Source organism: Streptantibioticus parmotrematis, assembly GCF_019890615.1.
Lineage (GTDB): Bacteria > Actinomycetota > Actinomycetes > Streptomycetales > Streptomycetaceae > Streptantibioticus_D > Streptantibioticus_D parmotrematis.
On sequence record NZ_JAINVZ010000032.1, the window covers coordinates 28,929 to 48,931 of the forward strand.

General features: G+C 71.9%; 16 protein-coding genes. 6 read left to right on the forward strand and 10 right to left on the reverse strand.

From position 1 onward, the window contains the following. Positions 1-20 precede the first annotated feature (20 nt). Complete coding sequence (locus K7472_RS29550; protein ID WP_222981827.1) at positions 21-995, reverse strand: alpha/beta hydrolase; 975 nt, start codon at positions 993-995, stop codon at positions 21-23. Between the two features lie 51 nt (positions 996-1,046). Beyond that, positions 1,047-1,817 (reverse strand): meso-2,3-butanediol dehydrogenase, encoded by a 771-nt coding sequence (gene budC / locus K7472_RS29555; RefSeq protein WP_222981829.1) that lies wholly within the window; start codon positions 1,815-1,817, stop codon positions 1,047-1,049. Positions 1,818-1,916: 99 nt separating this feature from the next. On the opposite strand from budC, the gene K7472_RS29560 reads away from it, so the two are divergent. Then, positions 1,917-2,483, forward strand: a complete 567-nt coding sequence (locus K7472_RS29560; protein ID WP_222981831.1) for a TetR/AcrR family transcriptional regulator — start codon at positions 1,917-1,919, stop codon at positions 2,481-2,483. Between the two features lie 136 nt (positions 2,484-2,619). Here the strand turns inward: K7472_RS29560 and tpg are convergent, their stop codons facing one another. Both tpg and tap read right to left on the reverse strand, forming a co-directional pair. Continuing rightward, positions 2,620-3,177, reverse strand: coding sequence for a telomere-protecting terminal protein Tpg (gene tpg, locus K7472_RS29565; protein WP_222981832.1), 558 nt, complete (start codon positions 3,175-3,177; stop codon positions 2,620-2,622). A gap of 6 nt (positions 3,178-3,183) precedes the next feature. Beyond that, positions 3,184-5,436 carry a telomere-associated protein Tap gene (gene tap, locus K7472_RS29570; RefSeq protein WP_222981834.1) on the reverse strand — a complete coding sequence of 751 codons (2,253 nt, stop codon included), beginning with the start codon at positions 5,434-5,436 and terminating at the stop codon, positions 3,184-3,186. Between the two features lie 255 nt (positions 5,437-5,691). Between tap and K7472_RS29575 the strand changes: the two genes are divergently transcribed. Both K7472_RS29575 and K7472_RS29580 read left to right on the forward strand, forming a co-directional pair. Then, a complete protein-coding gene (locus K7472_RS29575) occupies positions 5,692-6,405 on the forward strand; it encodes a TetR/AcrR family transcriptional regulator (protein ID WP_222981836.1) in 714 nt (237 codons plus the stop codon). A 227-nt stretch (positions 6,406-6,632) separates the two neighbouring features. Further along, entirely contained in the window at positions 6,633-7,124 is a 492-nt protein-coding gene (locus K7472_RS29580; RefSeq protein ID WP_222981838.1) for a hypothetical protein, read from the forward strand. 69 nt (positions 7,125-7,193) lie between these two features. Here K7472_RS29580 and K7472_RS29585 read toward each other — a convergent pair whose 3' ends face one another. After that, positions 7,194-8,318 carry an FAD-dependent oxidoreductase gene (locus K7472_RS29585; RefSeq protein WP_222981840.1) on the reverse strand — a complete coding sequence of 375 codons (1,125 nt, stop codon included), beginning with the start codon at positions 8,316-8,318 and terminating at the stop codon, positions 7,194-7,196. Between the two features lie 142 nt (positions 8,319-8,460). Here K7472_RS29585 and K7472_RS29590 point away from each other — a divergent pair, with 142 nt between their 5' ends. From K7472_RS29590 to K7472_RS29600, 3 genes are all read left to right on the forward strand, one after another. Further along, positions 8,461-9,180, forward strand: a complete 720-nt coding sequence (locus tag K7472_RS29590; RefSeq protein WP_222981842.1) for a TetR/AcrR family transcriptional regulator — start codon at positions 8,461-8,463, stop codon at positions 9,178-9,180. Positions 9,181-9,447: 267 nt separating this feature from the next. Continuing rightward, positions 9,448-10,572, forward strand: a complete 1,125-nt coding sequence (locus K7472_RS29595) for a PP2C family protein-serine/threonine phosphatase (protein WP_222981844.1) — start codon at positions 9,448-9,450, stop codon at positions 10,570-10,572. A gap of 40 nt (positions 10,573-10,612) precedes the next feature. Further along, the gene (locus K7472_RS29600; protein ID WP_222981846.1) at positions 10,613-11,524 is read left to right on the forward strand and encodes an NAD-dependent protein deacetylase; all 912 of its coding nucleotides are present in this window, start codon (positions 10,613-10,615) and stop codon (positions 11,522-11,524) included. A gap of 42 nt (positions 11,525-11,566) precedes the next feature. Here K7472_RS29600 and K7472_RS29605 read toward each other — a convergent pair whose 3' ends face one another. The 5 genes from K7472_RS29605 to K7472_RS29625 form a co-directional block, all read right to left on the reverse strand. Continuing rightward, entirely contained in the window at positions 11,567-11,932 is a 366-nt protein-coding gene (locus tag K7472_RS29605; protein ID WP_222981848.1) for a VOC family protein, read from the reverse strand. A gap of 212 nt (positions 11,933-12,144) precedes the next feature. Continuing rightward, complete coding sequence (locus tag K7472_RS29610; RefSeq protein ID WP_222981849.1) at positions 12,145-13,044, reverse strand: C1 family peptidase; 900 nt, start codon at positions 13,042-13,044, stop codon at positions 12,145-12,147. A 437-nt stretch (positions 13,045-13,481) separates the two neighbouring features. After that, the gene (locus K7472_RS29615; RefSeq protein WP_222981850.1) at positions 13,482-16,874 is read right to left on the reverse strand and encodes a S8 family peptidase; all 3,393 of its coding nucleotides are present in this window, start codon (positions 16,872-16,874) and stop codon (positions 13,482-13,484) included. Between the two features lie 135 nt (positions 16,875-17,009). Beyond that, on the reverse strand, positions 17,010-17,435 hold the full coding sequence (panD, locus tag K7472_RS29620; protein WP_222981851.1) for an aspartate 1-decarboxylase: 426 nt from the start codon (positions 17,433-17,435) through the stop codon (positions 17,010-17,012). Positions 17,436-17,550: 115 nt separating this feature from the next. Next, positions 17,551-19,848, reverse strand: a complete 2,298-nt coding sequence (locus K7472_RS29625; RefSeq protein ID WP_222981852.1) for an eCIS core domain-containing protein — start codon at positions 19,846-19,848, stop codon at positions 17,551-17,553. Positions 19,849-20,003: the final 155 nt, after the last annotated feature.

The following is a 20,003-nucleotide window of genomic DNA, read 5'->3' on the forward strand; positions in this document are numbered from 1 at the left end:
CGGACGGGCCCGGTCAGGTGTCAGCCGTGCAGGTGGCGGCGCAGGTAGCCGTACCAGGTCTCGGTGAACGTCTTGGCGAGACCGGAGGTCGGTGCCAGGACGTCCCAGGCGTGGAAGGCGTGGGCGTACAGGTGGAGGTCGACGGGGACACCCGCGGCGATCAGGCGTTGTGCGAAGTCGATGTTCTCGTCGCGGAAGACGTCGTACTGGGCGGCGGCTATGAAGGTGTCGGGCAGGCCGGCCAGGTCGGCGGCGGTGGCGCGGCCGGGAGCGCAGTAGGGGTGCAGATCGGGTGCGCCCATACGGTCGCCGAGGACGGCCTCCCAGGCGTAGAGGCACTCGCGGCGGTCGCACACGCCCAGGTCGGTGATCTCGCGGCTGGACGCGGTGGTGTTGCGGTCGTCCAGCATCGGGTAGCTGAGCGCGAGCAGGCGGGGCTTGCGGTCGCCGCGGTCGCGGGCCATCAGCGCGGTGGCGGTGGCGGGCGCGCCCCCGCCACTGGCACCGGCCAGGCCGATGCGCTCGGGGTCGATGCCCAGCTCGGCGGCGTGGGCGAGCAGGTGGGTGTAGGCGAGGTAGCCGTCCTCGGCCGCACCGGGGGCCTGCGTCTCGGGGGCGAGCCGGTAGTCCACGACAGCCAGGACGACGTCCAGGTCCAGGGCCATGGTCGCGCCGTGGACGCGGACGAAGCGGTCGTGTGCGCTGCCCACGACCTGGCCGCCGGCATGGAAGTACAGCAGCGCCGGACGCGGTCGCGCGGTGTCGCCGGGGTGAAACACCACGACGTCCAGCGGCGGACCGTCGGTGCGGGTGAGGGTGAGAGTGGAGAGGGTGACGCGCAGGTCCGGGTCGGGCAGCGGGAACCGGGCGAACGCGGCTTCCGCCTGGGCGCGGTAGGCAGGGATGTCGGAGAAGTCCATCAGCGCGCCGTTGGCGCCCTTGGGCACGGCGGCCAGCGCGGCGGCGAGTTCGGGATCGAGATCGTAGGAGGGCACGATGCTGTTCGCCTTCGGTCGAGTGGCGGGGATTCAGTCAGTGGAGGACGTTCAGAGGAACAGGGCCGGCTGGCCGCTGCCGGCGGTGATACCGCCGTCCACGGGCAGCACGGCCCCGGTGATGAAGCGCGCGTCGGTGCTCGCGAGGAAGGCGACAGCGGCTCCGACGTCGTCCGGGGTGCTGTGACCGGCCAGGGCCCGACGCGGATTGAACCGCTCGATCAGCGCCGCCGCGTCGGGGTGGCCGGACAGCTCGGCATCCAGGGTGAGCGAAGGGGCGACGGCATTGACGCGGATACCGTGCGGGCCGAGGTCGAAGGCAAGACCCCGGGTGAAGTTCACGACGGCGCCCTTGGCGGCGTTGTAGGCGCTGAGCATCCGGTCGCCGCCAAGACCCGAGGCGGAGGCGATGTGCACGATGCTGCCGCGGCTGCGTTCGAGGTGCGCCAGCGCGGCCTGCGCCCCGAAGAAGCAGCTGTCCACGTCGGTGGTCATGACCTGGCGCCAGTCCTCGGTGGTGGTGTCCGCGAACTCCTTGTACAACCCCATGCCCGCGTTGGAGACCAGAACGTCGATGCCGCCGAACCGGGCCGCCGCGACGTCCGCCATCGCCTGGACCGCGTCCCGGTCGGTGACGTCGGTGGCCACCGCGAGGGCGTGCTCGGTACCGAGTTCCTCGGCGAGGGCGTCCAGCCGGTCCTTGCGGCGCGCCGCGAGAACGAGGTTCGCACCCTCGCGGGCGAAGCGGCGCGCGATGCCGACCCCGATGCCGGAGCTGGCGCCGGTGACGACCACGGTCTTTCCGGTGAAGCGTTGGTCCACGGGTATGCCTCCATCGTTGCGTCAGCTACTGACGTTAGAACTGTCAGTGCCTGACGCTACATTCCGTCAGGGCCTGACGCAACGTGCTAGCATCGCGCCATGCCGAGAAGTGGAGAAGCGGCCCGCCGCCGACTCAAGGAAGCCGCGCTGGAGCTGTTCCTGGAAAACGGCTTCGACCAGACGCCGGTCGAGGCCATCGCGGCACGCGCCGGCGTCACCGAGCGCACCTTCTACCGCCACTTCGCCGACAAGCGGGAGATGTTCTTCGACGGCGAGGGCGAGCTGCGGGACGTGCTCGTCCAGGCCATCACCGAGGCCCCGCCGGGCACCAAGCCGCTCCCCGCGCTGCGGGCCGCCTTCCACGCCTCGGTGCCGCTCTTCGAACGCAACCGGCCGCTCACCGAACCCGGCGCGCGACTGATCGCCGCCACGCCCGCCCTCCAGGAACGGGCACTCGCCAAACGCGCCCTACTCGTCGAAGCGCTCACTCAGGCCCTGCAAGCCCGACAGGTGGACCCCCGTGTCGCGTCCCTGCTCGCCCAGGTCGCCATGGACACCTGCGCCGCGGCCACGCACCGCTGGATGCTCGACGCCTCCCTGTCCCTGCACGAGCACATCGATCACGCATTCCGGGAACTACGACTGGCCGCCGCAGCCCTCAAGTGAACTGCCCCGGGCAGCGGCCCAGTTGCTGCGCCCTTCTCTCCACGGTCTGCGGGAAGACGCGCCACAGGGAGATGTGCCACGCACGCGCAGATACACAGTGCGCCGAGCATGCTGAGTCGCCCGTCAGGGCGATCGGCTACAGCTGAATGTCGATCTCTTCCACGTCGGTGAACTCCACCCCTAGCCCTGGGGCCCGGGTGTCGTTCGCGCGGAAGTACATCTGGGCCAGGCCCTCGGCCGCGATCCGCTGGAGTTGCTGCTCTGCCGCGCCCTGCTCCCGCGCGGTGAACAACCGGTCGGCGACGTCGGGTGGCAGGGCCTGGGTGACGTCGCGGATGCGGGCGTCGTCGGTGGTGCCCGGTGCTGCGGTGAACCCGAACCGGGCCCGGGTCAAGACGACCAGGCCATCGGTCGAGGCCGCCTTCTTCCGGGCCCTGGCCCGCACCTGTGGCTGCCAGCGCTTCCTGACCTCGCGCTCCAGACGGTCCCGCAGATCCTGCCGGGGCCGCTTGAGCTTGCCCGCCACGTACCGTTCCACCGTGCGCTGGGAGACACCCAGCACCTGCGCGACGGCCCTGGTGCCCTTCAACTGCCGTACGAGGTACTTCATCTGGGCCTGGGCGCTCTGTGGGATGCGGCGGGTGAACGCCCCTTCCAGCGCACGATCCAGGCTCTCCCCGACCGAGTCGGCCACGAGGCGCTACTCCCCTTCTCCGGCCAGCGGATCGTCCTTGATCAGGTTGGCGACGTTGAAAACACCACCGTGTTCCTCGAACTGCTCCTCGGCCCACAGGACGGTCCGTGTCCCCTGGTGTTTGACCATCCCGGGCGACACACCGAGCCGGAAGCCGCCCGGCACCGGCTTGCCCTCAGGCGTGTGGGGCAGGGCATCCAGCGGGGACGGGCCCGGCGAGGGATAGACGACCGCGTCCGTACCGATCGCCACCGGGTACACGCCGGCCGCCGCGGCGGTCCGCATCAACTTGCGGTGGATACCGACGCGTTGACTGGCCAGCACAGCGGCCCGGATGTCCGGGCGCCACGTCTCGCGTTCCAGCGCGGGCCACGGCTCGTAGTACGGCGCCTGGCCACGGTTGCGCTGCCGCAGCTTGCCGATGCCGCCCTTCGCCGTCGCCTTGATCGCGCCCACCAGCAGGCTCATGACCGGATCCGCCTGCCTGGCGTGAGCCATCGCGTCCAGGAACTCGGCCCCGCCCAGGTCGGTCGTGACGCCGAGATCGGCCATCGTGGCCACGTACGCGTCACGCAACCGCTTGTACCAGCCGTCCAGATAGCGGCCGGTCCGGGTCCGCACGTACGCCTCCAGGGGCGCGACCCCGAAACCCAGTTCCACCGCGTACTGCACCGTCGGTGTGGCATACCACGCCGGGCCGGTGGGACGGTCGCCCTTCGGGGTGAAGGGCGACGGGAGCAGGTCGCCGTCGACGGTGCGGCCGTTGATCTGCGCACGGGACAGGTCGACATGGCTCAGGTCGACCAGCCACGAGCCGGGGAGCGCCGGGTCGAAGTCCGGGTCACCGGTCAGGTGGACCGGCCCGTCCAGACCGACGGTGAGGCCGTTGGCGGCCGCGGCGAACGACATGTTGACGTCGACCGCGACCAGGAACGGGTTCATGCACTCCTCGTCGGTCAGCGCACGGCACCAGTCGTAGGGCTCCTCCGTCAGCATCTCGGCCGAGGTGCGCAGGTGGTGCCGGGCGAACTTCCCCTTCAGCAGCGGGTGTTCGTCCGGGACCTCGCACTCCACCACGTCGTACACCGCGGTGAGCGCGTCCGGGTTGAACGCGCGCTTGAACTCACCGCTCGCCTCGTCCTTCTCCGCGCGGGTCGGTGGGCGCAGCGCCACCATCAACTCCAGACCGGTGACGGCCGTGGTGCCACGCGGTGTCATCACCCTCTGCGCGTACGTACCGAGGTAACGGGCGAGGTCGGCCGGATGCATCGTGGGCAGGACCGGGTCGTCCCTGCGGTCCCACTCACGCACGTCCAGGGCATTCCAGGCCGGGATGCACAGCTGGACGCAACGGCGCTGCGAGCCCTCCGCCGGACGGAAGATCCGCGCCCACGGCCCGAACCCGCGCTGGGTCAACTGCCAGCCGGACTTGGCGAGTTGCTTGACCACCTTGTGGCTGTCCGGGAGCCGGCCGGCGCGCCGCTCCTCCTCCGACAACGCGGTGGGAAGGCCGTAGCGCTCCAAGGCGGCCGGAGTCAGAACGAGGACGGGGTCGGCGTCACGGCCGTTGCGGTGCAGCTTCTCCTGCCCGAGCCTCGCCTCGGTCAGCGTCCAGTCGACCAACGCGGGCAAGGACTTGGCGGGGATCTCCAGGATCAGGCCGCCGACGCAGTACGCGAGGACCTGGCCGTCGGCGTCGGCGTCGACCACGGCGAGCGGACCGTTCTCGAACCGCGGGTCAGTGGCGGCGTCCGGTGCGGTCGCCGTCTTCTTCGCCGACGACTTCGCCGCCCTCTTGGCACCTGGGCGCCGGGACGATGTGGCGGGCTTGGACTTGGCTGCGGGCGCCGGGCGGATGGCAGCGACCCAGGCTGGGGCAGGCACCGGGGCCGGGGCCGCCTGAGCCTCGGCAGACGGGGCCTCGTTCGGCGGGGCGGCGGCGGGAGCGGGCAGCGTGCCGGGCTCCGACGCTGGCTCGGCGTCAGGAAGGTGTGGGACATCGGGAGCGGGATAGCGGGCGGCGAGGCCTTCGAGGAGCCGGGCGTAGGCGGCGCGGTGCGGCGGCCGCGGCTCGGTCCTGCCGGACTCCCAGCCCCCGACGGCCTCACGGCGGGTCTCCAGCGCCCTGGCGACCTGGGCCTGACTCAGACCCGCGGCCTCGCGGAGGCGTTTGCGCTCGGCCGGAGTCGGCAGCTCTCCCTGGCTGACCTCTTCCAGCAGCGCGTCCACGGCGCTGAACAACTGATCCTCAGTGGACACAAGCACACCTCCGTGCGCCTCACCTTAGCCTGATCGCACAACGAAGCACGCTGCGAAACGCACGCGAGACGCTCGCTCACGCCATGTTCGCTACCAGCCGCGAGACCCTTGCTGGGGGACGCTGTCAGGTCACCCGTCGTGCGTCGCGCACGATGACCTGACGAACAGCATTCGACTCGTAGAGCGACGATCGTCCAAGGCGAGCGGCGTTCACGTCGTACCGAACGGCGTTCGCCCGTTCGGTATGCTCGCGGTATGCCACCCACCCCGCAGCAACGCCGCGCAGCGCGGAACCATCAGCCCGTTCCCGGGGCGGGCGCGCGGGGGGCGCGTGGGCGGCGGGCCGAGCCGATCACGGTGGACGCCATCGTGGACGCCGCGCTCGCCATCGTGGCGCGGGAGGGCTACGAGGCGCTGACCATGCGCCGCGTGGCGGCGGCCCTGGAGACCGGGCCTGCCTCGCTGTACGCCCATGTCGTCAACAAGGACGACCTGGACGAGCTGCTCATCGGGCGCCTGTGCGCCGAGATCGACCTGCCGGCCCCGGATCCCGCCACCTGGCGGGAACAGATCACCGGTGTCTGCGTGCAAGTGCGCGACCAGTACCTGCGCTTCCCCGGTATCTCCCGGGCCGCGCTCGCCGCCGTCCCCACCAACGAGGACACGCTGCGGCTTGCCGAGGGCATGCTCGCCATCCTTCTCGCCGGAGGCATCACGCCTCAGACCGCGGCCTGGGGCATCGATTCACTGACGCTCTACGTCAACGCCTACACGCTCGAGATCGCCTTGCTCAGCCGTTCCGGCAACGACTGGGTCGCCGGCCGGGACGAACTGCTGAGCCGTTTCTCCGCCCTGCCCGACGCCTTCCCTCAGGCCAGGCGCTACGCCGCGGAGCTGACCGCGGGCACCGGCCACGAACGCTTCGACTTCACCATCGAGTTGCTGCTCGACGGTCTCGCGCGTCGCTGAGTGCCGGTCTTCGGGAGCGGCTGCGTTCGCCTCCCGGCGCCGGCCTGAAACGTCCGGATCGCCATCGCCCCACCGCTACAGGTCCGTTGTTTCTTGATCGCCGCTTCGCTCCCCCGGAGGGCGCGCCGCCGGATGGTCCTCCACCCGTTCTCGAGCCTGCGGCGGCACGGTGACTTCGGCCATCGACCAGGCCGGATCAATCGGGACGAGATACGGGGAGTGGCGACGTGAAGGTTACGGTACGCAGGACCGCGGGTGGGGTCGTGGCGGGTGTGCTCGGTGCGGTGGCTCTGGGGGTGGTCACGGCGGGGACGGCCGCGGCTGACGACGGGTTCGCCGACGACACCGTGGTGTGTTCAGGCGGGGTCGCGAACGTCTGCGCGCATCTGCAGTACGCGGGGACCGGCGGGGACCTGTCCTCGACCCAGGTGCGGGGGCAGGGGACGGCCGCCTCGGGGCAGCAGGTGACGATCGACAGCGTCACTCTGAACGAGACGGTGGTGATCTGGATGGGGCCGCCGACCACGACCCAGGTGGCCACGACCGACCAGTCGACGACCTCCGGTGGCCAGGTGACCGGCACGACCGCGGCCGCGCAACGGCAGTACGGATTCGGGCACTCGAGCGTCTCGTACACCGTCACCGTGACCTATCAGGTCAACGGCGGTCCCGCGGCCACGGTGAACGCCACCGCCCCCTCCTACCTTCCCGTCGGCTGACCGCATCGCACGAACCGGCGCCGCGAGGTGCTCGGGCAGGCGCGGTTGCCCTGGCCGCGCCTGCCCGGGTCACTCGCCTCCGGTGATCATGTCGATCAGGCCGTTCGGGGCGTCGGGGCCGTACATGAGCTCGTGGAGTTCCACGGCGTCGGCGGCTTCCGCGACGCTGCGGGCGAACATGGCGTGTTCGTACTCGGCGAGCGCGGTCTCGGTGTCGTGGGGGTGCGCGGCGAGGGCGTCGCCGAGTTGGGCGGCGTCGTACATGGCCAGGTTGGCGCCTTCGCCGTTCGGCATCACGAGGTGGGCGGCGTCGCCGAGCAGGGTCACTCCGGGCACCCGGTCCCATCGGAGTCCGGCGGGCAGGGCGCTGATGGGGCGCAGGACCGGCGCGGTGTCGGCTTCGGTGATCAGCGCGGTGATCTCCGGCGCCCAGCCGTCGAATTCGCGCGCGATCCGGGTGGTGGCCGCGGCGGCGTCGCTGAAGTCGATGTCGGCGAACCATTCCTGCGGCTTGCGGAGCGCCACGTAGGTGTGAAGGGTGTCGCCGCTCTCCCGGTGGGCCTGGATCCCCTTCCCCGGCACCAGGGCGAAGAAGCCCCCGCCGCCGACCGCCTTCGCGGTGGCCGGGTGGCGGGTGTCCGCGTCGAGGAGGTAGGTCTCCACGTACGAGATGCCGCTGTACTCGGGTGTGGCTCCGGTCAGCAGCGGCCGGACCCGAGACCAGGCGCCGTCCGCTCCGACGAGCAGGCTCGTCGTGGTGGTGGCGCCGTCGGCGAACGTCACCTCGTGGCGGCCCTCGCCGAGGGGCCGGGTGCCGCTCACCTTGTGCCCCCAGCGGACGGTGCCGGGCGGAAGGGAGGCGAGCAGGATCCGGCGCAGCTCGCCGCGCTGCACTTCGGGGCGTCCGCCCGTGCCGTCGTCGGGCTGGTCCAGCAGCACGGTGCCGTCCGGCGCGAGGGCCCGTATCGCCTGACGGCCCTCCAGGACGAGACCGCGGAACTCGTCCTCCAGGTCTGCCGCCCGGAGCGCGGGCAGGCCGTTGTGGTCGTGGATGTCGAGCAGTCCGCCCTGTGAACGCGCGGTCGGGGAGGGCTCGGCCTCGTAGACGGTGGCCGCGATGCCGTGGAGGTGCAGCACGCGGGCGAGCGTGAGTCCTCCGAGGCCGGCGCCGATGATCGTGACGTGTGTGGTCATGGCCTTCTCCTTCCTGGTCGCGCGGGCCGCCGGGCGGGGCTCGACGGTCCCTGGAACGTCGTTCCAGCACACACCACGATGGAACGTCGTTCCAGAGCTTGTCAAGCTGGAACGTCGTTCCAACGCCGTCTAGAGTGAGGGCATGGCCGCCAGAACGCGCCGTCCCGACCGACGGCAGGAACCGCTCACCCGGGAGCGCATCGTCGACGCCGCCGTCGAGCTCCTCGACACGGTGGGCGAGGACGGGCTCACCTTCCGCGCGCTGGCCGAGCGGCTCGCCACCGGTCCCGGCGCGATCTACTGGCACGTCGCGGGCAAGTCCGAGCTCCTGTCCGCCGCCACCGAGGCCGTCGTCACCGCCGCGGTGGCCGACGAGCCCACCGAGCCCACCGGGCCCGCGACGTCACCGCGGGACGGAATCCGCGCGGTCGCGCTCGGGCTGTTCGGCGCGACCGAACGGCATCCCTGGCTGGCGCCCCAGCTCGCGGCACAGCTCTCCCGCAGCCCCTGGGGGGCCGTGGCGCCGCGGATCTTCGAGAGCATCGGCCGGCAGGTACAGGCGCTGGGGGTCCCCCGGGACAGCTGGTTCACGGCGTCCTCCGCCCTCATGCACTACATCCTCGGCGCGGCGGGCCAGAACGCCGCGAACACCACGAGCGCCGACACGTTCGGGCCCGGCGTGGACCGGGCGCGGTTCCTCGACGAGGTGTCGACGGCGTGGGAGAGCCTCGACCCGGACGAGTACCCGTTCACCCGGGCCGCCGCCGGACAGCTGCGCGGGCACGACGACCGCGAGCAGTTCCTCGCCGGGATCGACCTCGTCCTCGCCGGGATCAGCGCACTCCACCCGCCCGCCTCGTAGCCGCGTCCGGCACGAGCGCTCTCCGCGGGCGGTGGCATCCGGTCGGCGGTACCACCGCAGGCCGACGCGCCGACGCGTCACTCCACTGGGCCCGTGTGAAACGGAAGGCCGAGGCCGGTGTGGCGTGGGGTCGTGCGACGCGCCACGGCTGACGGTAAGTGTCGGAGCATCGGGGCTCGCCCCCGGGCGGTGAGGTATCGAGGGTGGGTGACGTCCTCGTGCGCTTCCTGCTGGTGACGGCGGTTCGGGACGGCGATCGGAGGCGGCATGGTGCGGTGGCGTCGTCGGCTGGTGGGTGCGGAGCGGTTGCCGGTCCTGGTGCGGTACGGCCACCGGTCCTGGTGGGTACCGGCGGCGTTGTGCGTGGTGATCGTGGGCGCGGACGCGGCGACGCCGCACTCGTTCGCCGCGGCCAGCTGGCTCGTCCTGGTGCCCGCCGTCGCCGGTGGGCTGTGCGGGCCCGTCGCGACCTCGGTCTTCGCCGTCGTGGTGATCGGTGCCTATCCGCTGCTCGACGGCCGGTGGGGGCCGTCGCAAGGCCTCGGCGTCTTCTTCCTCGTGGTCGCCGGCTCCGCGCTCGCCGTACCGCTCAGCGTGCTGCGGGCGCGGGCCGCCCGCTACGTCGAACGGCTCCGGGGCGCCGCCGAGACGACGCGGCAGGTGGTGCTGCGTCCCGTGCCCGCGGGGTGGGGCGGCGTGGACTCGGCAGCGCGCTACCTGGCCGCCGACGTCGAGGCGCGCGTGGGCGGTGACTTCTACGACGTGCTGGCCACCCCGTACGGCGCGCGGGTCATCCTCGGCGACGTGCAGGGCAAGGGGTTGCCGGCGGTGTCGGTGGCCGCGGCCCTCGTCGGCAGCTTCAGGGAGGCCGCGTTCCACGAGGAGGACCTGATGACCGTCGCCTCCTGGCTGGAGGAACGGCTGCACCGGCAGAACACGCTGTCGACGCGGCTGGGCGCCACCGAGGAGCGTTTCGCCACCGCCGTCGTCATTGGGTTCCCGCACGACGTACCGGGCGAGATCGCGGTGGTGAACTTCGGCCACGACGGTCCCCACGTCATGGGCCGCGGCGGCGTGCGGCAACTGCCCGCGGGGCAGGGTTCACCGATCGGGCTGGGGCACCTGACGGGAGGGCTGCCGCCGGTGCAGCGCGTGCCTCTCGGCCCGGACGACACGGTCCTGATCGTCTCGGACGGTGTGACGGAGGCCCGCGACCGCGCGGGCACCTTCTTCCCGCTCCGCGCGCGTCTGGACGAACTGGCCGGGCGGTCCGACGAGAGCGCCGCGATCACCCCGGAGCGCGTCGTCGACGACATCACCACCGCCGTCATGCGGCACACCGGTGGCCGCCGCTCCGACGACTGCGCCCTGCTGGCCGTGCGCAGGCCCTGACGCGCGCGGCCTGTGACGGGCTGTTCCGTACCCTGGCGTCATGCGGATGCGTCCCACTCTCAACTGGACCCCTGCGGAGGACCTGCCTCCCGCCACCATGGACCTCGGGCCGGTCGTCGACGCGTTGCGCACCGGCGGCGTGCTGGTGCTCAGCGGAGCGGGGATCTCCACGGAGTCCGGCATTCCCGACTACCGGGGCGAGGGCGGGAGCCTGAGCCGGCACACCCCGATGACCTACCAGGAGTTCACGGCCGGCGCCGCAGCCCGGCGCCGTTACTGGGCCCGCAGCCATCTCGGCCGCCGCACGTTCCGCCGCGCCCGCCCCAACGCCGGGCACCGTGCCGTGGCCGCGTTCCAGCGGCACGGCCTGCTGTCGGGGGTCATCACCCAGAACGTCGACGGCCTGCACCAGGCCGCCGGCAGCGGCGCCGTCGTCGAACTGCACGGGAGCCTGGAGCGGGTCGTGTGTCTGTCCTGCGGCGACGTCAGCGCGCGCGGTGACCTGGCCCGGCGGCTGGAGGCGGCCAACCCGGGCTTCGACCCGGTGGCCGCCGCGATCAACCCCGACGGTGACGCCGACCTCACCGACGACCAGGTGAGGGACTTCCGGGTGCTGCCCTGCGTGGTGTGCGGCGGGATCCTCAAACCGGACGTGGTGTTCTTCGGCGAGGCCGTCCCGGCAGCGCGAGTCGCTCACTGCCGGGACCTCGTGGGCGAGGCGTCCTCGCTGCTGGTCCTCGGCTCCTCGCTGACGGTGATGTCCGGCCTCCGCTTCGTCCGCCAGGCGGCCCGGGCGGGCAAGCCGGTGCTGATCGTCAACCGGGACCCGACCCGGGGTGACCCGCATGCCCTGACCCGCGTCGCGCTCCCGTTGGGTGCGGCTCTGGCCACGGTGGCCGAGCGGCTGGACGTCCCGGTCGGGGGCGACGAGGTGGCGCAAGTCGAGTCGTAGCGGCGTGCGAGTCGAGCCGTAGTGACGTCGAGGGTGCGCCGGTCAGTGGCTCGTGTCGATCACGCAGAAGCGGTTTCCGTCGGGGTCGGCGAGGACCACGAAGTCGGGGTCGGCCGGGTACAGGTCCCACGCGACCCGATCGGCTCCGAGGCCGACCAGCCGCTCGACCTCGGCAGCCTGGTCGGCCGCGTCCCGCGCGTACAGGTCGAGATGCACGCGCGGACGGGGCTGGGGTGGCGTCTCGCTCGTGCCGAGTGCCACCTGCACGCCGTTCCCGGCGCGTGGCACCAGGACGACCCAGTCCTCTTGGGCCGGCTCTCGCGGCACGTAGTCCAGGGCCCGCGTCCAGAAGGCCGCGGCACGCCGCACGTTCGAGACACCCAGCACGACTGATCCAACGGTCACCATGGGGCGAGTATGTCCGACGCCCGTGCTCTCACGCGTGCGCATGCCGCGGGGCGCGTCGGCGGTGGCGCGGTGCCGTGGCCTCAGGTGTGCGTAACGCCGCCTCGTCGCTCGGGGCGGTCCGGCAGACGGCAACTGCCGCTGCCGACACGGGCTTTGGGCCCGGCGCGGCAGCGGCAGTCGTGGGAGTACGGCCGTCAGGTGACGGTCAGGGTTCAGCCCTGGGTGTCGAGCTTGCCGACGGAGTGGACCTCCGTGACGTCACCGGTGTTGAAGAAGTCCCAGGGCACGGTGAAGAATCCGCCGTCGCCCCAGCTGGTGCCCCAGCTGTTCTCGATCTTCACGCCCTGGTCGTTGTAACCGACGATGGTCACCTCGTGGCCACCGATGACCGGGTCGCTGGAGGAGTCGCCGGGCAGGTAGCTGTAGTCCGACGCGGTCTGGGAGTTGAGGTTCTCGAAGCTCTGGTGGACCTGGAAGCCGATCACCACGGGCTCGCCCTGGGAGATGGCGTTCTCGATGTCGGAGCGGGCCGAATCGCCGCTGGTGGACAGCTCGTCGAAGCCGGAGAGCTTGTAGTTGGCCGCGTTGGCCCGCTCGTTGGCGTCCGGCTGGGTGGTGTAGTCGCTGGTGCCCTGCCAGTAGTCGGACTGGGTGTCGATGCCCTGCTGCTGTTCCATGGGCAGCGCCACGCTGGCGGTGGTGCCCTCGTCGTCGCCCTTGGCGATCTGCGCGTAGATGTACATGGGGGCCATCGGCGCGCCGCTGATGCCCTGTTCGTTCATCACGATGCCGTAGGCGGAGTAGCCGGTGGCCCAGGCGACGCAGGCGCCGACCTGGCCCTGGTCGCCGGGCGAGAGGGCGTACTGGCTCAGGTCCGCGCTGTCCGGCGCGTCACCGGCGCGGCGGAACACGGCCTGGGCGCGGTGCGCCGTGAGGGCGTGGGCGTGTTCGGCGCGCGACTCCTTGAGGTTGAGGCCCATGCCGTGCAGGAAGTGGTGGGCGTGGGAGGCGGTGGTCTGGTCGGCCGCCGTCGCGGTGGCCGCCGTGAGGGCAGGGGTCAGGCAGGACAGGGCGATCGCGGCGGCGACGCCGGCTGCTATGCGCGGACGCATCGTTTCTGGCTCCTCGATACTCAGTGGGGGCCGTGTCGGCACTCCGCCCGGTGAAGGGCGGAGTGCCGGCACGGTGAGCTCGCCGGAGCGATTCCTTGGTGTTGCCTGTGGATCGCTCGCGGTGCCGAGGAACCTAGATCAGCAGGCATGAACCTGTCATGAGGGAAACAAGACAATGGCGTAAAGGTGACACGGGAGTGCGGTGGGGAACCCGGCACACCGGCGGAAACCGGGGCATCGTCAGGGGTGTTGACGCCGGGCCTGCCCGGCCGGGACACCGCGATGCTCATCCTCGCCACCGTGGCGGCGGGGCTGCCGTACGGAATCCGGAGGCATGGCGGGCCGCCTGACCGGACGCGTCGAAGAAGACTCCGCCCGGTGAGCGCGCGGGGTCGCGCGCTCACCGGGCGGAGTCCTGGAGCACCGCGTCGTTGAGGTCAGCCGATCGTGTAGTGGTAGGGGATGGCGGCGAGTTGGTCGCCTGTGGGGGTGTAGCCGTTCTGGCTGAGTGACGTGGTGTCGTCGAGGTGGATCTCGCCGGACACCGTGCTTCCGGCCGGACCGCTCGGTGTGATGTTGAGGTACAACGTGGTGCTCTGGCCCGGTTGGACCACGACCGGGGCGAACGTCGCGCTCGGGTTCACGCCGAGTTGCCACAGGTCGCCCGAGGGCGAGGTGGCGGACGGGTCGAAGGCCGCCGTGGTCGCGGTCAGTCCCAGGCTCGCCACCGACGACGATGTGGAACCGTCACCGAACGCGCCCACGGGCTGCGGCACGATGTCCCAGTCGCCCTGGGTGATGCGCGGCGACGCGTAACTGCCGTAGGCGTCGTCACCGGAGGCGGTCGAGCCGAGGTCCGGTTCGCCGTTCGCCGGGGAGAAGTCGAACATGACGGGGGCCGTCGAGTGGGCCGTCGCCACGAGCTGTGTGGTGCCGGTCGGCACGATCCACTGCGGTTCCGGTGCGCTCACGCTCAACGGCAACGTCAGGTCGCTCGACGGTGTGAACGAGGTGAGCGCGACGGTCGCCTGGCGGTTCAGCCGGGCGTCGAGGAAGTACGACTCCACGGCGGACGAGTCGTTGTGCACGGTGACACCGACCAGGTGTGAGCGGCCCGCGGGCAGCACACCACCGGTGGGCACGCCCGTCGTGCGGGCCGTGGCCGGTGCGAAGTCGACCGTCCCGTCGAGCGGCGTCGACAGCGCGTTTCCGGTCACCGGATTGCTGAAGGTGACGATCAGCGTCCACCGGCCCGCGGCGGGCTGGAGGACGTGCAGCCGTGCGGCCGAGGTGCTGACGACGGTCTGGTGTGCCCCCGGCGCGCCGACCAGCACCTGGTCGGAGGCGCGTGCCGGGGTCTGTCCGTCCGGCGACACCAGGTAGGCCGTGAACGGGTCGGTGGCATGGTTGCCGAGCGCCAGCCGCACGTCCAGCGCGGGCTGCCGGGCGGGGACGTTCACCTCGTAGAAGAAGGTCTGCGCCGGTACCTCACCGCGCCCGTTCCCGCCGACCACGGTGCCCGTGAAGCGGCCGACACCGCCGCGCACCGGAATGACCGAGCGCAACGTCATCGGTACGGAACTCGGGCCTGATTCGGGCGAGTTGATGGCCACCGACGCGCTCTCGTCCCCGGCCTGGGCGGGCAGCGGCGCGGCCACGCGCACCGCCGTCGAGGCACCGGGGGCGAGCGTCACCCGGGACGGCGTGACCGTGCCGAGGGTGTGGAACGAGGCGACCGTGGCGGTGAAGGCGACCGGCCCGGTGTATCCGGTGGGCCCGGAGGTCGGCTCGGCACGGAAGTCGGTGATCACCGCGGTCCAGGTGCCGGATCGCGGGGCGCGCAGGTCGATGTGTCCGTGGTTGCCGTCGCCCTGCGGCAGGCTGTAGCCGGTGAGCTGCCCGTGCGGGTCGAGGAGCGTCAGGTCGGCGGGCTGCTGGGTGCTGGTCCCGGGGTAGGCGATGTTCGCGTCGAGCCGGTCGGCACCGGGCGGCACGGTGAAGGTGAACCGTGCGACGTTGTGGGTCAGACCGGACGCGTCCTGGTAGGTCGGGCCGCCGTCGCGCAGGGTGACGGTCTTCGTCGCGATCGTCCGGCTCGCGCCGAGTGTGCGTCCGGCCAGCGACACGGTCTGCGGGTCGCGGCCGGTGTTGGTCAGCCGCAGCGACCACCGCGCGGTGGAGCCCGGTTGGCCGGTCGCGTCGAGTTGGTCGGTGTTGGTCAGCAGGGTGTCGCCGACCGGCTTCGGCGCGCCGTCGCCGGTGCGGACCGAGCGCGCGGCCTGGACCGCCCGGTAGGCGTCGACGAGGCCCGCGCCCTGCTCGGACCCCACGACGCCGAGGTCGTCGGCGGTGCCGGTGATAATGCGGTCGACCAGTTGGGGGGTGGGATCGGCGCCGCCGTGGGTGTCCCGGTACGACTGGATCACCAGCGCCGCAACACCCGCCACCAGCGGCCCGGCCTCACTGGTGCCGCCTGACTGGTACACGCCGGTGGGCTTGCCGCGGCCGTTGAGGCAGTCGGGCGCGACCGCCGGGTTCGCCGTGCAGATCGCCCAGTCGAGGTCGCCCGGCGCGACCACGTCGATGCTGCGTCCCTGCTCGGTCGAACCGCCCGACGACAGGGAGCTGATGTTGTCGCTCACCCAGCCGTGCGCGCCGATGCTGTCGTATCCGGCGGTGTCGGACTGCGCGTAGGAGCGGAAGGTGGTGGACGCGCCCACGGAGATCACACCGGGCTGCGAGGCCGGGGACCAGATGGTGCTCTCCAGGCCGGCGTCGTACGAGGGGACCGTGATGGTGACGCCGGCCGCCATCGCGCCCGCGTTGGCTTGTTTGATCAGGTCGGCGCTGGTGTCCGGCATCGGGAAGGAGCCCGCTTCCTCGTTCAGCACGTTGACGTGGTCGACGCCGACCGCGTAGTCGATGGATTCGAGGAAGGCGGAGGTGGTGGTGTAGTCGTCGGCGGCGTAGACCTTGTACGCGTCGAGCGTCACCTGCGGTGCGACGCCTTCCAGGCGGATGCGGCAGGGCTGCCCGAGGGCGTGCGTGGTGTAGTCGGCGAGGTCGTACACCTGCCGGCCCTGCGCGGCGATCATGCCGTCGTCGAGGAACGACTCCAGGTCCTCCGACTCGGTCGCGCCGCCTTCGCCCGTGAAGTCCTTGTAGTCGGCGATGACGTGCGAACCGTCCGCGCGGATCAGTTCGGGGGTGTTCACGTCGATGCTGCCCGCGATGTCGCCGACGATGACGCCCTTGCCCGTCGCGCCGAGCGAACGGGCGGTCTGCTGACGGGAGTTGTCGGAGTCCGCGTGGATCGCCTCGATCGCCTCGGGGTCGAGCTGCACGCCGCCCGCCGCCGCGCAGGCGCCGGGCGGTGAGCCGGCCGACGCGCGCCCGGTGCCTGACGTGCCGTCAAGGCTGCGCGCGGGCGCGGGTCGTGCGGGCTGGTCGATCACCTTGATGGCGGCGTCCGGCACGACCTGCGCGACGGCCGGGTCGGACCGCAGGGCGGTCTCCTCGCGGGTCGAGACCGTGGCGGAGACGGCGTTCAGCACGTCCATCGCGTGGATGTGCGTGGCCCCGCTCGCGTGCAGCGCCTTGATGAGGGGCGTCTGCGTCGTGGCCAGTGCCGACTCGCGTGCGGTCCGCGAGGCCTGGGTGTCCGGCACGTTCTGGTGCTGGTCCTTGAACACCACGATCACCGGCCGGTCCGTGCCTGCCGCCGTGGTCGTGCCGGTCGTCGCGGCCGCGACCGGCGTCGCTCCGCACGCCAGCGCGGTGGCCGCCGCGACGGCGACACACAGTCCGGTCCTTGGTCTTCCACGCCCCATGCGTCTCTCCCTCACCTCGTGCCGCGCGCGTCACGGCGTCGGCGATTATCGCCGCGAGGGACCCGTGGCGACAGGGGGAAATCCCGCCGAGAACGGTGGAGTTGAGGCGTTCGGGCGTACCGCCGGGCCCCGCGCTCAGCGCGAGGACGGGACGGCGTGCGGGCTCGGTGCGGTGGCGCTTCCCGGTACGGCCTCGGAGGGGTCGGCGCCGAGGGAGACGATGCGGTTGTCGGCGTCCACGTGGACGACCCGGGGGCGCAGGGCGCGCGCCTCGGCGTCGTCGACCTGCGCATAGCTGATGAGGATGACCAGGTCGCCGGGGTGCACCAGGTGGGCGGCGGCTCCGTTGATGCCGATCACCCCGGTGCCGCGGCGGCCCTCGATGACGTAGGTCTCCAGCCGGGCGCCGTTGGTGATGTCCACGATGTGCACCAGCTCACCGGGCAGCAGGTCGGCCGCCTCCATGAGATCGGCGTCCACGGTGACGGAACCCACGTAGTGCAGGTCGGCCTCGGTCACGGTGGCCCGGTGGATCTTGGACTTGAACATGGTTCGCAACATCGCTGCACTCCCGGAACGGTGGGCTCCCCGCCCGCGCTTCACAGGTCGGGGGCTGCGCCCACACCTTACAGCCGGTCGCGCGTTCGAGGGGGCGCGGTCCTCCGGGACAGCGGTCTCAGCCCTGCTCCTCCTTCTGCCACAACCCGTCCTTGGGGCGCGGCCTCTCCTTGCCGAGGATGTCGGTGTGCCAGCCGGGAGACAGGACCTCGAAGGAGTTGCTCCTCCTGGGGCCGGACCGCATGGCGAGCACCAGCTTCCTCAGGTGGGCGAGCTGCTCCTCCTCGTCCCACTGGCCGACCGGTTCCGCGGTGGCGCCGTTCCAGTAGGCACCCGGTGTCCAGGCCCCCCGCTCGTCCTTGACCTCCTCGACGGACCCGTTCGGGCCCTGACGGGTGACCGCGCCGCGGTGGGGCTCCGCCTCGGGGCGCGACGGGTCCCTGGGAGGCGGCGCGGTCGCCATCGTGGCCGCCACCAGTGCCTGGGCGGCGTGCCGCCAGGAGTAGCTCTTGAGCAGCTCGTGCAGTCGCTCGGCCTGGCCGCGCGCTCCCGGAAGGTTGCTCCGGAGTCCCTCGATGGCCGTGGCCCAGGCCTGCGCCCGCGAGTCGGCGCCGCCGTCGACCTCCTTGCCGCCGGCGGGGTCGATCGCGACGGGGGCGTCGACGACGCCCATGAAGGAGCCGTTGGTCACCGATGACAGGAACTGGGCCGCGCCGCTCTCCCCGTTGACCAGGACGGGCAGGCTGCGTCCCGCTCCCTCGGTGGCGACCAGTCCGAAGCCCTCGTGCAACGACGGCATGATCACCGCGTGGGTGGTTTCGCGGTCGTGCACCAGGTCGTCGGGGTTCTTGCTGAACGGCAGCATGACGACTCCGCCCTCGCCGTGGGCGTCGACGATCGCCTGCCACTTGGCGAAGGCTTCCGGCGCCTCCTTCGGGTTCGGAGTGCCGCGAATCGTCATCCGGACGTCGAGTCCGCGGCCGCCCTGGTCCTTCGGGCGGCGCAGGATGCCGATCGCCCGCACGGCCGCCTCGACTCCCTTGATCTCGTCCGTGGCCCGCCCGGGCAGCAGCACCTTGAGCTTCCGCGGGAGATGCAGCAGGTACTTGGCCTGGTTGGCCAGTGACGGCTCGACCGGTGTGCCGACCTCGGTGCCCGGGACGAAGTCGTGCAGCGCGGGGACACGCACCACGGTCTCCGAGAGGCGTTCGGCCTCCTTGGTCAGCAGCGATCCCACACCGGCCACCAGGTCGGCCCTGCGCATCGCCTTGCGTTCCTTGATGGCCTTCTCGACGCCGTCCTTGGGCTTCCTCTTGATCTTGTCCAGCCGTACGGGACTGGTGTGCAGGAAGTGCACCAGGCGTGCGCCGGGGTACCAGGCGTCGCGGATCTTCTGCGCGGCGGGGCCGGAGAAGCGGGAGTGGCCGATGACGATGTCGAAGGCCTGCCGGGCGGCCGGCAGCCCGTGCTGGGCCGGCGAACCGCCCGCGACGACGTCGAGGCGGTCCCGGCCCTCCTTCACGCCCGGGACGGAGACGTTGACGACGTGGGCGCCGTCGTGCTGGGTGGTCGTCTTCTCGTGGTCGTAGCCCTCGCGGGAGTCGACGGTGAGAAGGGTGACGTCGTTGTCGTGGTTGAGCCCCTTGACCAGCTCCATGTTGAAGACCGGGACACCGCCGAGACCGAGGCCGCTCTCGTCGCAGACCACCAGCACCCTGCGGCGCTGCTGCCGCGTCCCCTCGTCCCGCTCGTCGCCGTCCGACGTCATGCGCTGCACGGTGTCCGGCCGCGCGGTGCTGCGCTGCACCGGCGAGCCGTGCGCGTGGTCGTGTCCGTCGCCGGTGTGGCGCTGGACGGGCGCGGGGGCGTCGGCCAGCCGTTCGTTGGCGCTCGCCGCCCGTTCGAAGGGGTCACCGGGGTCGGACACCCGCACACCGTCGCCGCGGTCGGTGCCCGCGACCGGGCCCCTGCGTTGCTGGGAGACGTGGGTCAGCTCGTGGAACAGGGTCCGGTCGTCCATGCCGCCGGTCCCCGAGACGATGTCGTTGCCCACGGTGTAGGCGTGGGCGCCCACGTTCGCCGCGGACCGCTGGGCCACCGCGTCCGTGTGCAGCCGTACGGCGGAGAAGTCCTCCTTGAAGACGGACTCGGCCTTCGCGCGCTTCACCGGGTCCAGCGGCGCACCGCCCCGGGACGTCACGTCCCTGATCTCCGCGCCCGCGTCGGGCCGCGCGGTCTCCTCCAGCCCCTCGGTGCCGGGGAGGTGCCCGGAGAGCTTCAGCATCTGGACCACGGCGGCGTTGCCCGCCGCGCGCTGGAGTGCGAGCAGCCGCTGCTGCGGCGCGGGCGACGGCTGCCGGGACGCCGGTGCGGCCTTCGCCTCCTGCTGCTTGTCCCGGGTCTTGCGGATGCTCATCGCGGTCCTCGGTGTCGGTGGTTCCCCGCGCCAGGTTAGGTTCGCGCGACACGCGGGCGCCACGGCAACGAGGGCAATCCTCAAGGCGGTTGAGGGGCCCGTAAGGGCAGCGTGATGTCCGGACCGCCTCCGGGGCCCCGTGATGAGGGCCCCGG